The 13570-nt window shown below is 63.1% G+C and carries 18 protein-coding genes; 11 read left to right on the forward strand and 7 right to left on the reverse strand.

Annotated elements, in window-relative coordinates; genetic code table 11:
• The first annotated feature begins 2 nt into the window (after positions 1-2).
• From TUZN_RS05270 to TUZN_RS05295, 6 genes are all read left to right on the forward strand, one after another.
• Complete coding sequence (locus TUZN_RS05270; RefSeq protein WP_013679918.1) at positions 3-1277, forward strand: YncE family protein; 1275 nt, start codon at positions 3-5, stop codon at positions 1275-1277.
• A complete protein-coding gene (locus TUZN_RS05275) occupies positions 1274-2023 on the forward strand; it encodes a hypothetical protein (RefSeq protein ID WP_013679919.1) in 750 nt (249 codons plus the stop codon). The genes TUZN_RS05270 and TUZN_RS05275 overlap by 4 nt, the downstream gene beginning before the upstream one ends.
• Complete coding sequence (locus tag TUZN_RS05280) at positions 2020-3228, forward strand: FAD-dependent oxidoreductase (protein WP_013679920.1); 1209 nt, start codon at positions 2020-2022, stop codon at positions 3226-3228. Before TUZN_RS05275 ends, TUZN_RS05280 begins: the two co-directional genes overlap by 4 nt.
• 67 nt (positions 3229-3295) lie before the next feature.
• Positions 3296-4438 (forward strand): NAD(P)/FAD-dependent oxidoreductase, encoded by a 1143-nt coding sequence (locus TUZN_RS05285; protein WP_052886109.1) that lies wholly within the window; start codon positions 3296-3298, stop codon positions 4436-4438.
• On the forward strand, positions 4435-4890 hold the full coding sequence (locus TUZN_RS05290; RefSeq protein WP_013679922.1) for a helical membrane plugin domain-containing protein: 456 nt from the start codon (positions 4435-4437) through the stop codon (positions 4888-4890). The genes TUZN_RS05285 and TUZN_RS05290 overlap by 4 nt, the downstream gene beginning before the upstream one ends.
• Positions 4887-5396 (forward strand): hypothetical protein, encoded by a 510-nt coding sequence (locus tag TUZN_RS05295; protein WP_013679923.1) that lies wholly within the window; start codon positions 4887-4889, stop codon positions 5394-5396. The genes TUZN_RS05290 and TUZN_RS05295 overlap by 4 nt, the downstream gene beginning before the upstream one ends.
• On the opposite strand, the gene TUZN_RS05300 is transcribed toward TUZN_RS05295, so the two are convergent.
• The 3 genes from TUZN_RS05300 to TUZN_RS05310 form a co-directional block, all read right to left on the reverse strand.
• Complete coding sequence (locus TUZN_RS05300) at positions 5383-5811, reverse strand: helical membrane plugin domain-containing protein (protein ID WP_013679924.1); 429 nt, start codon at positions 5809-5811, stop codon at positions 5383-5385. The genes TUZN_RS05295 and TUZN_RS05300 overlap by 14 nt on opposite strands.
• Positions 5808-6968 carry an NAD(P)/FAD-dependent oxidoreductase gene (locus tag TUZN_RS05305; RefSeq protein ID WP_013679925.1) on the reverse strand — a complete coding sequence of 387 codons (1161 nt, stop codon included), beginning with the start codon at positions 6966-6968 and terminating at the stop codon, positions 5808-5810. The genes TUZN_RS05300 and TUZN_RS05305 overlap by 4 nt, the downstream gene beginning before the upstream one ends.
• An 83-nt stretch (positions 6969-7051) precedes the next feature.
• Positions 7052-7624, reverse strand: a complete 573-nt coding sequence (locus TUZN_RS05310; RefSeq protein ID WP_013679926.1) for a GNAT family N-acetyltransferase — start codon at positions 7622-7624, stop codon at positions 7052-7054.
• Between the two features lie 46 nt (positions 7625-7670).
• Here TUZN_RS05310 and TUZN_RS05315 point away from each other — a divergent pair, with 46 nt between their 5' ends.
• The 5 genes from TUZN_RS05315 to TUZN_RS05335 all read left to right on the forward strand — a co-directional run bounded on the left by TUZN_RS05315 (position 7671) and on the right by TUZN_RS05335 (position 11049).
• Positions 7671-8135 carry a hypothetical protein gene (locus TUZN_RS05315; RefSeq protein WP_013679927.1) on the forward strand — a complete coding sequence of 155 codons (465 nt, stop codon included), beginning with the start codon at positions 7671-7673 and terminating at the stop codon, positions 8133-8135.
• Between the two features lie 111 nt (positions 8136-8246).
• Complete coding sequence (locus TUZN_RS05320) at positions 8247-8678, forward strand: hypothetical protein (RefSeq protein WP_013679928.1); 432 nt, start codon at positions 8247-8249, stop codon at positions 8676-8678.
• A 36-nt stretch (positions 8679-8714) separates the two neighbouring features.
• The gene (locus TUZN_RS05325) at positions 8715-9104 is read left to right on the forward strand and encodes a winged helix-turn-helix domain-containing protein (protein ID WP_013679929.1); all 390 of its coding nucleotides are present in this window, start codon (positions 8715-8717) and stop codon (positions 9102-9104) included.
• Positions 9105-9123: 19 nt separating this feature from the next.
• Complete coding sequence (locus TUZN_RS05330) at positions 9124-9855, forward strand: thioredoxin/glutaredoxin (RefSeq protein ID WP_013679930.1); 732 nt, start codon at positions 9124-9126, stop codon at positions 9853-9855.
• A gap of 81 nt (positions 9856-9936) precedes the next feature.
• The gene (locus TUZN_RS05335; protein WP_148678601.1) at positions 9937-11049 is read left to right on the forward strand and encodes an AAA family ATPase; all 1113 of its coding nucleotides are present in this window, start codon (positions 9937-9939) and stop codon (positions 11047-11049) included.
• Here the strand turns inward: TUZN_RS05335 and tpiA are convergent.
• The 4 genes from tpiA to TUZN_RS05355 all read right to left on the reverse strand — a co-directional run bounded on the left by tpiA (position 11046) and on the right by TUZN_RS05355 (position 13569).
• On the reverse strand, positions 11046-11723 hold the full coding sequence (tpiA, locus tag TUZN_RS05340; RefSeq protein WP_013679932.1) for a triose-phosphate isomerase: 678 nt from the start codon (positions 11721-11723) through the stop codon (positions 11046-11048). The genes TUZN_RS05335 and tpiA overlap by 4 nt on opposite strands.
• Before the next feature lie 266 nt (positions 11724-11989).
• Entirely contained in the window at positions 11990-12640 is a 651-nt protein-coding gene (locus tag TUZN_RS05345) for a hypothetical protein (RefSeq protein WP_013679933.1), read from the reverse strand.
• Between the two features lie 60 nt (positions 12641-12700).
• A complete protein-coding gene (locus TUZN_RS05350) occupies positions 12701-12943 on the reverse strand; it encodes a winged helix-turn-helix domain-containing protein (RefSeq protein WP_013679934.1) in 243 nt (80 codons plus the stop codon).
• Positions 12919-13569, reverse strand: coding sequence for a hypothetical protein (locus TUZN_RS05355; protein ID WP_013679935.1), 651 nt, complete (start codon positions 13567-13569; stop codon positions 12919-12921). Before TUZN_RS05355 ends, TUZN_RS05350 begins: the two co-directional genes overlap by 25 nt.
• Position 13570: the final 1 nt, after the last annotated feature.

The following is a 13570-nucleotide window of genomic DNA, read 5'->3' on the forward strand; positions in this document are numbered from 1 at the left end:
CCATGGACGCCAAGATCGCGGTAATAGTGGTCCTCCTCGCCGCGTTGGCGGCCCTGGCTGCGTTGTACCTGCAGGCGAGCTCCGCCGCCTCGTCTCTGTCGTCGCAACTGGCCGAGTCCAGACAGACAATAGCCCAGCTGAGGGCCAAGATATACCAGCTACAGTCCGAGATCGAGCAACTGAACCAGACTCTGGCCCTACGCAAATCGACCGCGCCGCCCTCCATAGCGCCGCGTGGGTACGTATACTCGTTGATTAAAAACAATGGCAACTATTATATATATGTAATAGATCCTCTAAATAACAATATAGTTGCTGTCGTGGATCTGAGGCGGGCATTAGATCTAGAGACCTATTCGCTACTATCGTCGGCTAAGGTGGTGGAGTCTTGGATTCCGCGCTATTATGTGCCTGACACTCCATATCTATTCTTATTGTTCGAAGGCCTTAACGGCTCCTACGTCCTGATACTGAACAGGTCCGACCTCAGCGAGGTGAAGCTGATCAAGACCTCTAACAGCTTCACTAGGCAATACGCCGGGATTACGCCCGACGGCAGATATCTGCTGATAGCCCAGCGCGCGCCCAGAGATCTTGTAGTGATAGATCTCTCCGCCCTCGAGATAGCCGACACTATCCCTCTGGCCGCAGACCCCTGCGACGTCGCGCCGTCGCCCGACGGGAGGTACGTGCTCATGCCGCTGAGAGCCGACAAGAACGCCAGCCTGCCGGAGCTGGCCTTGGTCATGTCAGTACCCTCGGGAAGGGCTGTGGCCACCTACTATCTAAAACAGCCGGGCCAGGCCGAGTCCCTCGAACCTTCGATGACCTACTGGCCCTTCCGGAGCCCCGGCTACGGCCTGCTACAGTTTGAGGGGGGCCCGAGGGAGGTTGTGCTCAGCATAAACGCGACCGGGGGCGCGCTGGCCCCGGTGAAGGAGGTCACTTATCCCTCAGTCGCATTCATGGCTGTGGAGGATCCGGCGGAGCCCTTGGTCGTCGTGGTTGTGTCGGGCTTCGGCTTATATGTGCGGTCGGAGCCTCCGTCGTACGGCGTTTTAGACAGGGTGGAGCTGGTGCCCAGATACCTGAAGTCGGCCGTCATGGGAGTCTTTAGCCAGGACGGGCGCTTCTTCTACGTGGCGGGCCCCGGCGGGCTGGTGGTGGTAAACGCCTCTTCGTGGTCGGTGGCGAAGTACATAAGGGCGGACTCGGCCGTGTGGGTTCTCGCCGTGCCGGGCGGCGACTGGCTCGCGTCGGCGCAATACAGAAGATGATAGAAATCCCCCTCGTTTTCGCGTCGGCCTATCTCCTGTCTCTGTCCCTCCTCTCGCGCGCCAGGCTCGGCCCCCGCTCGGCCGCAGTCGCGGGAGGGATCTCCGCGCACATGGCGCTCTTGGCGGGCCACTACGCCGCCGAGGTGCCCAAGTCGCTCGCCGAGGTCAAGCCGGTCTTCCTCGTGCCCATGTTCGCCTACGCCACCTTGGTGACCTCCGCGGCCTTTATAGCCTCGATTAAGGCGGCGGTCGATAAGAGAAGCGCGACTGCCGACGCGCTGGTCGCGGGCCTGGCCGTGTTCAACGTTCCGTTGGGCCTATCTGTAGCGAACGGCGCGGCGTCGCTGACGCCGTACGCAGACCCGGCGCTCTTGTCCATAGGGGCCGCCGCCCTAGGCCTCGTCGAGGCGTTCGCCCTAAGCGCAGTCGCCTCAGCGTCGAGACGGATCACGCCGCTGTGGCCGACGCCGCCAGCGGCCTTCTTCGCCGGGTGCTACCTATACGGCGTGCTTCCCCCCATGTTGACCGACATATACCCTAAGCTCGTGGCGGCCACCGCGTACGCCGCGGCGGCGCCGTTGATACTATACAGCATGTTCAAGAACAACATAGCCGCATCTGCGGCCCTCGGAGGCCTTACGTCCTTCAGATTTTGGGCCGCCGTATTCGCAGGCGTCATGGCCTTCGCCGCGGCGGAAATACCGTTGTTGCTCTACAACCCCCAGATGCACGCGTTGCTCGGATGAGGCGGCGGGACTTCCTCAAGTTCCTGTCTGCGCTGGCCGCGGCCGCCGCGGGCGGGTTCATAGCCGGCTGGAGCCTCCTCAAGCCCCGCGTGGAGAAGGCGGACGTGGTGGTGGTCGGCGGCGGCGTGGCCGGCTCAGTCGTGGCGTACCTCCTACGCAGAAACGGCGTGAGGGCCGTCGTGCTCGACAAGGGCGGCGTCTATATCGTTGGGCCGGCCAAAGAGGACGTAGTGCTCGGCATGGCGCAGCCCGGCCAATACGCAGTAGGGCCGTCGGGCTTAGCTGGCGGAGAGGTCTTCGCCGTGGATCCCGCGAACAGGCTCGTCTACTCGACGGCGGGAGTGTACGAGTACCGCTACCTCGTGCTGGCCCCCGGGGTGCACCTAGCCTATAACCTGGTCAAGATATCGGGGAGGCCCAACTTCATCAACATATACGATACGCCCAACGTTCTGTCCAACGCCGGCCGTCTCGCCTCGGCGAAGGGCCGCGTCGTGATCTCGCATCCCGGCCTCCCCTATAGGTGCACTTCCGCCCCCTACGAGCTTGCGTTTCTGCTCAAATGGCTTAGGCCCGAGGCGCAGATCACCGTCGTGTCCGGCGTCAAGTACGTGCCCGCCGACTTCTCGGACCAGCTATCGGCGCTGGGCGGCGCGATCTACAAGTTGCTCGACGAGCGGGGCATAGGCTTTGTCGGAGGCCGAGAGGTCGTCGAGGTCGCGGAGGGCCACGTGGTGTTGGACGACGGCGAGGCGTTGGCCTACGACTGGCTCGTGTGGACGCCGCCGCACGTAGGTCCGCCGTGGCTTATAGACGCCGGCCTGGCCGACGAGTCGCACAAGGGCTATGTCGAGGTCGATTCGAGGTTCCGAGCCTTGGGCTGGGACGACGTGTACGCTGTCGGCGACGCGACGTGGCACGTGGTGAAGACCGGCTGGGCGGCCTACTACGAGGCCGTGCACGCCGCCTATTACCTCCTAGAGGACATGGGCCTACCGCCGTCCTCTCCGCCCCCACCCTACTTCTACAGCGAGGACGAGGTGCGGCTCTCGCGGGACGTGGCCGTGAGGGGCGCCAAGATGTGGCGGCCCTTCTACGGCCCCGTCGTCTGGCGCGCCGACTACGGGGCATCCCCCGAATGGGCTGTGGTCAAGTACGACTGGATGTCCCGCATGAAATATCTCTTGTCGCTGATAAGGAAATAGCTTTCTTTACATTTTTCATATACGAGACCCGTTAATATAGTTTATTTGGCCTCACTTGGGCGGATCCATGAAGTCCATAGTGGTCGTCGGAGGCGGCGTCGGCGGCCTTTTCACAGCCAACAAACTGGCTTCCAAGCTCTCTGCCGAGTTAAGGAGGGGGGAGGTCTCGCTGACTGTGGTGGAGCCGCAGGAACAGCAGGTCTACCAGCCGGGCTTCCTCTACGTGCCGTTTAAGGAGCTCGGGCCCGACGTCATGTTCAGGAGGGTGGACAGACTGGTCTCCCCCTTGATCCGCTTGGAGAGGGAGCCGGCCGCGAGGATAGATATGGCGAACAAGAAGGTCGTCCTGCAGTCCGGCCGGGAGCTCAAGTACGACTACTTAGTGGCAGCCACGGGCTCCGTCGTCAAGACAGAGGCGTTCCCGGGCTTCGGCGAGGTCTGGCACACTCTCTGGACGTACGAGGGCGCCAAGAGGCTGAGGGAGGCCCTCAGGAAGTTCAACGGAGGCACCATAGCCGTGTCCGTCACGTCGACGCCCTATAAATGCCCGGTGGCCCCCTACGAGTTCCTCGGCCTCCTAAACGACTACCTCATGGCGACCGGTCTCAGGGCGAAGACGAAGGTCGTCTTCACGACAGTCGCGCCGCACCTGCACGCGCAACCGCAGGTCAACAAGTTCTTGGAGGAGGCGCTGAGTATGTGGGGGTTCGAGTACAGGGTCAACTTCAAGATAAACGCGGTGGAGCCGGGCAAGCTGTCGGGCCCGGAGGAGATAAAGGCCGACTTGATAATCGCCGTGCCGCCCCACGGCGGCGCCAAGGTGGTGGTTGAGTCGGGCATAGTCGACCAGGCGGGCTGGATACCCGTCGACAAGAACACCCTGCAGATACAGGCGCAGGTCGCCACCGGGGCCGAATACGCCTTGGGCGACGCCACCAACTTGCCGGTCCCCAAGGCGGGCGCTGTGGCCCACTTCCAGAGCGAGGTGGTCGCCTCCCGCATAGCGGAGGAGATCCAGCTGGGCCACTCAGACACGACCTACGACGGCCGCGTCATCTGCTTCATACTGACCGGGTTCGAGGAGGCGACCCAGGTCTCCTGGAACTACGAGAACCCGGCCAAACGCCCGCCGCCGCCCAGCCGCTTCTTCGTGCGGCTTAAGGACATGACGAACTACTCTATATGGTCGGTCATGAGGTGCGGGCTATGAGCGAGGAGAAGTTCGAGAAGCTCGTGGCCCTCCTGCAACAGGACAAGGCCTTGGACGCGTTGATATCGATCGTGGAGCGCCTAGACGTGGTGAAGGAGCTCGTAGACGTCTTGTTCGAGTTCAAGAGAAGCGGCGTCTTGGACGATCTGCTGAACGCGGCCGCCTCCCTCCGCTTCTTCACCGAGGGCCTCCTCACGAGAGACTTCGTCGAGAAGCTCGCGAAGCTCCAGGAAGTGGCTCTCGTGGCCGGGACCAACCTCGCTACTGACAGCTCCAAGGTAGACTGCCTCACCTACGCCATAGCAAACGCGGACAATATAAAGCCGATGGGCCTCTGGGGCTTGCTCTCGGCCCTCCAAGACCCCGAGGTGAGGCGCGGCCTCGGCTATCTCGTGGCCGTCTTGAAGAAGCTAGGATCCTGCAGACATCTGGCCGAAGGGACCGGCAGATGAGCGTGTTCGACAAGGTCGGCGATCTACTGCTCGCCCTCAGGTTCAAATACGGCGTTGAGGAGTTCCCCGACTCGTCGGAGCTGGCCGCCTATATCAAGGACTCTGGGGAGGCCGACGTGGTCGCCATCCTTTCCCCGGCCGGGAGGCCCAGGCCCGTGCTCGTCTCGGCCCACAAGGAGGGCGGCGACGTGGCGTTGGCGCTCGTCGATCTCGACGACATAAGGTCGGCCGCCATCGGCGGCGTGCCGCTGGAGGAGCTGGAGGACGCCACCAGCAGGCTCGGGGCCGAGCTTTTCGGCGAGCGCGGCCTCGCCCCCTTCTTCTTCCCCGTAATGGAGCGCGACGGCGCGTACTACTTCGCCATGGGCCTAAAGACGTTGGTAGACGCGGCGGTGTTGACGGGCGGGTTAATAGACGATCTGCTCGATCTGTTGGAGCAAGAGGGGGACTCGTTCTACGCAACCCTCGTGGGGAGGATTGGGGAAAAAGGGGTTACTTCTCGCTGACCTGTTTTAGGTTCTCCTCCATGCAGCTGCCCATGGCCTTCAGCACGGTCAACATCACGCCCATGGCCTTCTGCACCTCGGGGTCGCTCATGGCCTTCACGAGGCCCCAGAAGCCGACCTTAGGCGCCCCGTTCTCGGCTATCTCCCTAAGCGCCTTGCTCGTGCAGACGACTCCGCCTTGCATGGCGGCGCCCATGGCGTTCAAGTCGGCCGCGTCCATTATGGACAGCATGGATATCAACGGGGCGGCGACCTTGAACACCTGTATATCGGCCATCAAGTTGGGCAACTTCTCCAGCACGATCTTTATCGGCAACAGGAGCGAGCTGAGCTCCTCCACCTCTTTCCTAAGCGCGTCCACCTCGGCCAGAAGCCGCTCGTAGTCGGCCTTGGGTATGGTCACGGTCTCGGTCATGGCACCACCCCGAGGAGCCAGTTGAAGTACACCTTCTCGAACATCTCCTTGAATATCCTCGACACGGGCGACGGCGGGAGGAACATGCAGTCTGGGTACGGCTTCTGCTTCTTGACGAACTGGGTGAAGTCGCAGGCGGCGGCCATGCCGTATGCCCCAACGTCGAGAGCGCACGTGCCCACTATCCTGAACGGCGGCTTGCCCATGGAGATTCCGGCCAAGTCGGCCACTATGTTGCTGACGACCCACGGGGCGTAGCTGTGCAGTATCGTGCCGGCCATGCCCACCGGCACATTGGGGGCTACCACGTCGCCTACCACGTAGACGTCGTCGTACTTCTCGCTCCTGAAATCGCCGTTGGCCGGTGAGCGCGGCGCCGCCCAGCCGTTCTTGGCGAGGTCGCTGTTGAGCACGGGGTCGGGGGCCTTGTGCGGAGGCACCACTAGCGCTACGTCGAACTTTATCTTCTCCCCCGTAGCGGTCTCCAGCTCGTTCTTGCCCAAGCTCTTGATGGCTTGGCTCTGCCCGACGCCCACGTACTCGATCCCCAGCTGTTGCAGGAAGTTGGTCATCCATTTGGCCGCCACGGGGCCGAAGTTCTCGAAGGGGCGCTTCAGCGGGTGGACCACCGTTATCTTCACCTTGTCCCTAAGCCCCCTCGTGAGGTAGTAGAAATGCGTCAACATGGCGAGCTCTATGGGCGCAGGCGGGCACCTGTACGGCAACGAGTAGACGCCGATGACTACGTGGCCCTGCCTCACTTGGCTCAAGGCCTCCGCGACCTTCAGCGAAGGCTCCAGCTCCCAAGTATGGGGGAAGCCGGTGTCCACCGTCTCGGCGCCGAGCGCCACCACGAGGTCGTCGTAGGTGAAGTCGCCCGCGGTAGTGGAGACCTTTCTGTTGGCCGGATCTATCTTGGTGACCCTAGCCTTGACGAAGTTCACATTGCGGCGTTTTAGATACTCCAGAGGCACACTGATCTGTTCGGGCCTCCTGTAGCCGAAGGCCACGTAGAGATACGACGGGCGGAACTCGGTCCTGTCCTTCATATCGACGACGGTTATCTCCACGTCGCCGGGCCCCAACACCTCGCGCACCTCCTTCGATATTATCAACCCGCCGGTGCCGCCGCCTAGGATCAGCAGTTTTTTGGCCATAGCGTATAAATTCTGGGCATATTTAAATTTTTCTTTTTGAATAAACCTATATTAGAATATAAATATGTATAGCAACAAGTCGCCTAGATGCCGCGCGCGGCATGCGGCCGGTTGCACTCTCTATACATGTACACTACGTCGAACGCGCGGCCCCTCACCTTGGCGCCTCCCGGCAGATAGCCGTACCTCGCGAAGCCGAGCCGCTCGTAGAGCTTGACAGCCCTCTCGTTCACGGCCATGACCTCCAAGACGACTAAGTCGAAGAGGCGTCTGCCGCACGCGTCGGCCAGGGCGGCCTCCAGGAGGGCCCGCCCCACGCCTCTCCCCCTCCACTCCCTCGCGACGGCGATCCCGAGCACTCCCAGATGGCCGAAGCCCCTCCTCCTGTTCCTCCTGATCTCGCAAGTCCCCACCAGCCTCCCGCCAGCCTCCGCGACCTTGAAGACCGCGTCGCCGCGCTCCAGAGCCTTGAGGGTCTCCGAGAACCAGGCGAACTCGTCGGCCAGCGACGGCGGCCTCTCCTCGAGCGTCAGCCCGACCTCGCGCCCCAGCCTCTCGGGATCCTCCTCGACCTCCTTGTAGTAGCCGTAGTAGAGGTCGATCGCTTGCCAGAAGTCCTCCGGCTTGAGATCCCTCACGACGACGCCAGGATGCATCCCGATAGGCGCTTCAAAGCTTTTAAGCGTTTGCCTATATCGACGTATGAAGCTGGGACAGGGCGCCAAGTGGGGCGCCGTGACCGGGCTGATCGGCGGCGCCGTCTCTGCGCTGGAGATATACGTGCTCAGGGAGGAGATCTATAGAGCTGTATACGAGGCCGTGGCCTCCGCGGCCCAGTCGAGCGGCGCAGCGCTTACGCAACAACAGATACAGCAGATAGCTGAGCTCTCCATAACCGGCGCCTACATCGGCGCAGTTGTCGGAAGCGTCATATGGTTCGTCATAATAGGCCTCATAATGGCCGCCGTCTGGGATAGGCTGAGGCTTCCCTGGTACTCCAAGGGCGCCATATTCGGCGTTATTATCGTCGGGCTGAACTTGGCCCTCGGCCGCCCGCCCGCCGCCGCGCTTGTGGCCAGCGGCGTGGTTGTGAACTTCCTCCTCGCGCTCCTCCTCGCGTATTTCTTGAGCAGAGTCGAGAGGGCGGCCGCCGCGGCGGGCCAATAGTAAAACAAAGTTTTTATGTAGAATACGGCGAGGAGCCATGGGTTCCGTTACTGCCTCGGCCGGCGGACGCCTCGCCTACGTTAGCTCGGCGCGCGGCCGGCCTTGCGGGCTATGAAGACCATCTCGGTCAGGCTGGCGTCTAGGTCCTACGCCGACGAGGGCATGGTGCAGATGTTGATGGCTATCCCCGGCATATATAACGCCTATATCGAGGGCGACCGTGTGGTGTTGGAGATAGACGAAGCCGCCATACAGCCCGCCGAGGCTGTCAGGAGGGTGATGGACCTCGGCTACGAGCTGGTGCTGCCCCACTACGTCTTCTCGATTGGCAGAGGCGATCCGTGGAGGGTCAAGGAGCTCGTCGAGGGCGGCCTCCCGCCCCACGTGGTCGCGGCCGCCTTCGACGTGGACACCCGGCTCGCCTACGTGGCGGTGTTGCCCGGCGTGGGGCCCGAGGAGGCCGGCCGGTATCTCGCCGATAGGGGGCTACGCGCGGAGCTCGTGGACTCGTACCAGAAGCCCATAAGGCTCAGCTTCGGGTAGCGCGCGAAGCCTTTAAATTCACTATTTATTCTTTGCGTGGATGAGGTCAAGGCCAGTATACTAGAGCTCCTCCGCAGAGAGGGGCCCCAGCCCGTCTACAAGATCGCCAAGGCGCTTGGCTTGAGCTACGGCGCCGCCCAGTGGCACATATTCTACCTGGAGCGGGAGGGCCTTGTGAGGACTTTCAAGAGCGGCAACAAGCGCTACGCGGCGATAAGCCCCGCCGCGGATGTGCTGAAGGTGGTCAAGGTCGAGGACGTGTTGAAGGACGTGGAGCTCGCCCTGAGGGCGTACGGCGTGAGGCCCGACATGACAGTCCACGAGGCTGTCCAAGTGCTCTCGGAGGAGGCGCCGCACTTGGCCGAGCTCATCCAGCAGATGGCCGAGGAGAGGCACCGGAAGGCCGAGGAGGAGAGAAAAACTTAATTGGGGCCTATATCACGCCATGGCGCTCGAGGTCGTGGTCCACCACACCTGCTCGTCGAGCTGGAAGCTCTATAGGGACGCCAAGGCGAGAGGGCTGCCGGTAAGGTTCGTGCCGGCCTCTCTGCCCGACCTCAGGCGGGCCGTCCTCGGCATCCCCGCGGTCTTCGCGGACGGGCGGCTGGTCCTCTACGACCCCGTCACGGCGGACGATCTGGAGGCCTTTCTGAAGGGCGCCGCGAGGCGGGATCTGCCGGTGGACGAGGCCGTCCAGAACTTCGTGACCGGGGTCGTATACAACCAGGCGCTCCTCTCGCTCGCCGTGTTGCACAAGTCCTTCAAGCCGATACTGGACGACAGAGAGGCGGTGGAGGTCCTCACTAGGGCGCGTTTCTACGGCTCTCCGGAGGTCGCCAAGTCGGCCTACGAGGAGATATCGAGGCGCGACGCCCAGCTTTTCGCCGAGAATAGGGATAAGATGCTGAAGGCCCTCGCCTACGGCCTAGTCAGAGAGCTCTACTGGCTCGGCATAAGCCCCTCCAAGATCGGCGTAGAGCACGTCTCGATGTGGATAATGGCCAAGGCCACTGTCGGCAGGCTGGGGCTCCAGTACCCGAAGCCCCATGTGGACAGAGACGTGGCCGAGGCGGTGGCGGCAATACTCAGGGAAAGGGGCGACCACTACCTCGCCAAGATAGCCGAGGAGCAGTCCGCCATATCGTCGGACCGGGACTTCCTCTCCCTCTTCGGCTAAGGCCGCCCACGACGCGCGGGTCTGCGGGGCCCTACGCCGCGCCGGCCGCCGCGGTACCTATTTATACCATCGACGACACACATGGGTGTGAGCAACACACATGGATGTGTGTCGGGGCTTTTCAGCCCGGTCCCCAAGGAGAGGAGGAGCGAGCTCTTCGATAGGGAGGAGGAGCTGGCGGCGTTGACGCGCCACGTCTCGGGCGGCGCGCCTCTGGTCTTGTGCCTCGGCGTCAGGAGGGTCGGCAAGACGTCTGTCGTAAAGACCTTCCTCAACGAGAGCGGGCTCCCCAACATATATCTAGACGCGAGGTCCTTGGCCGCCCTCGGCTACACGAGACAAGGCCTCTACCGGGCGCTCTCCGACGCGTTGACGAGGCTTAGGGGGAGATTTGCCGACGTTTCTGAGTATCTGGGGAGGGTTAGGGGAATACGCGTGGGGCCCTTCGGCGTGGAGCTGGACTGGCGCAAGAGGGGCACCTCTTTTCTGTCCCTTCTGGAGAGGATGGAGGAATACGCGGAGAGCCGCGGAACGGTGTTCGTGGTGGCGATAGACGAGGCGCAGGACCTCCGGCTCTTGAAAGGCCTCGACCTCGTGAAGCTTCTAGCCTACAGCTACGACAACTTGAGGAGAGTCAAGTTCCTGCTGACTGGGTCGGAGGCCGGACTGCTGTACGGCTTCCTCAAGCTCGACGAGCGCGACGCTCCCCTATACGGCAGGGCCAGAGACGAGGTGCGCGTGGAGAGGTTCTCCCGGGAGAAGTCCCTGGAATATCTGGCGGCCGGCTTCGCCGAGGCGGGGATCAGCCCGCCTGAGGAGGAGCTGGAGAGGGCCGTGGAGATCTTCGACGGGATTCCGGGGTGGCTGGCCCTCTACGGATACGCCGCGTGTAGGGGACGGCGAGACGCGCTCGACGCGTCGCTGGAGGAGGCAGTCCGGACGGCCCTGGGCGAGCTCAGACACATAGCGTCGGCCTCCGAGCTCTATGCCCACGTCCTCAGAGCGGTCTCTATGGGCCACGCCAGGTGGAGCGCGGTGAAGAGGGCCGTGGAGATCTGGACGGGCAGACATATATACGACGAGACGCTAAGGAGGGTCTTGAACAAGCTGACGTCCATGGGCATTTTGGCCAAGGAGGGGGAGGAGTACCGCTTCCTCGACCCGATCTACAGAAGAGCGGCCGAGAGGCTCTAACGGCCGGCCAGAGGCCTCGCCAGCTCGAGTATCTTGGCGTAGTGATCCTTGGCCTTGACGGCGGCGCTGGCCAGGAGAACTCCTCTAGTGCCGAGCCGCAACGCCGCCTCGACGTCCTCCCCCGACTCTATCCCCGCCCCCGTGATCACCGCGACGTCGGGGAAATGCCTCTTGACCAGCTCGACGGTCTCGACGACGGTCTCCGGCTTGTATTTGGAGACGGCCCTCCCCGTCCCTATGAGCTCGGGCGGCTCGACGGCCACCGCGTGAGGCCCCAGGGCGGCCGCGGCGAGGCTCGTCTTGGGATCGGGCGCGCAGACGACCACGTCGAGTCCCGCCGCCCTGGCCCTAGCCACGAGCCTCGCCAAGTCGTTGAGCCTCAAGGGAGCCTCGCTGTGGTTCAATATTATGCCCGAAGCGCCCGCCTCCTTCACGTTGTCCACAGCCACGTGGGCCGTGTAGGCCCCCGGGGACTCCACGTCGGCGCCCTGGGCGTAGACAGGTATGCCCACCGACTGGGCCACGAGGGCGAGCTCCAGATGGCTCGGGGCCACCGCCACGTTGACGCCGAGCTCCCTAGACACCCTCTCCGCGGCCTTGGCTATATCGACCGCCCTACGCCCTGCCGCCTCGCCGTACGCCTTGAAGTTTATTATCAAGATCGGCAACTTCATGCGCTAGTGGAACTCCACCCGATTTAAACTTACCCCCGCAGTGTGTGAACCAGATAACACTTGTGGCTTGTGAAGCGGAGAGGAGCCGCGGCTCCGGCCGCCGGCGCCGGTTTGGCCGACGACCCCGGGCGGGTTGCCCCGTCCGAGGCCGCCGGTTTATCCCCGCGTCGCCTCCGCGGTTGGGCCGCGGAGACTTAGGCCGGGGGCGGTCGAAACCGCGGCTGTATTTCTAATGTCCCAGTATTTATAAGAAATAAACATAATACTTAAGTATTACTTCTTTGTCTTCTAAATTCCTCATTGACATATTTTATATAGAGATCGCGCATAGACTGCTCCGCGGCCGACGACGCGCGCAGGAGCGTTACCAGACCGACGAAGCTGGCCAGAGCCGCCAGCCCGGAGCTGAACGGCGCCGATACGGCGTTGACGGCGTAGGCTACGCTCACCACGAGGAAAGACCTGACGCCCGAGTCGCCGGCCAGCTTGTAGTACACGGCCGCCCAGAAGGCCGACGTCAAGGCGCCAATAACGCCGCCGAGGGGCGCCCACCGGCCGGAGACGGGCGATGTAGGCTGGGCGACTATGCGCGCCGCCAGGAGGGATGTCTGGACCACGCCGAGCGCCGCCGAGGCGAGGGCGAAGTACGCCGCGGCTTTGTAGAGGGCGCCTCCGAGCCCCCTATATATGTTAATGAAGGCCTTCCATAGGTAGTACGAGGAGGCGGCTAGAGCCGCCCCGAGCGCGACCAGCCAAGCCGCCAGAGGGACGACACTCTTGACGAAAGACGCAGTGCCCAGCGCGTAGAAGAAGCTCACGACGGATATAACCAGCACGATTATGGCGATGACCACATATATTTGCAGGTACTCAAAGCCGTCGGCCGCCGCGTCGTAGTAAGCGGCTAACCCTGGCATGGCTCTTCCAACGAATAGCTCAGATAGTAGCCGGCACCGTTGGGGAACCTCATGCGGCTCTCAGAAGTCCAGATATTCGTCCAATATTCTGTCGAGCTCGGCGGCCGCCTTGAGGCCCTTCTCGGTCAGCGTGACGAGGCCGTCCCGCTCGGCGACTAGGCCCCTCTCCTCGAGGAGCGAGAGGTACTGGACGAAGCGTGGGTAGGAGAGCCTGCTCCTGTAGTACAGCGAGGTCCTCCTCGTGGGGCCGTCCAGCAGAGCCAGCAATATCCTCGCAATTACGTCAAGGTCGTACTTAGCCATGCCGCGATCCGCCGCCTCGCTTTGATATATCTATAGAGCCCTATAGCTCCCGGCGCCGCTAGGGCGAGCATCGACGGGCCGGCGACGAGCGCGGACGCGGTTGCGGCCGCTAGGGACGACGCGGAGGCGTAGGCCAGCCCGCGGAGCCTCCTGGCCTTACAGGCTCTGCCGCTACAGGCGGCCGTATATATCGCGAGGGCCAGGAGGGCGCCCGACGCCGCGCCCAGAGCGCCGGCGGCTTCCGGCCACGGAGTAGCCCACGCAGAAGGCTCCGTGGGGGCCGCCGCGCCGGCTGGCTTAGCCGGTATCTCCAAAAACACGCGCGTAGCGTTGAGGGCGCCCGCCGGCGCGTACAAATACGCCGTGTAGTTCCCTATCTTCAGCAGATAGAGGCGCAGAGTCCCGTTCGGGGCCGGACAAATCTGGGCCCAAGAGCCGTTGAGGACGGCCGCCACGACCGCGTACGAGCCGCCGACCTCTCTGGGGACCTCCGCCTGCACCTTCGGCGCCGCGACAGCTGTGAAGGCGACCCCCGCCGCGGGGCGTTGGGAGCCGCCGGCTAAGTGGAGGGCCAGTACGGCCAAGGCGAGCGCGGCGAAGGCCGAGACGAGGTAAAAAAGCTTCACG

This window comes from Thermoproteus uzoniensis 768-20 (assembly GCF_000193375.1).
GTDB classification, from domain to species: Archaea; Thermoproteota; Thermoprotei; order Thermoproteales; family Thermoproteaceae; genus Thermoproteus; species Thermoproteus uzoniensis_A.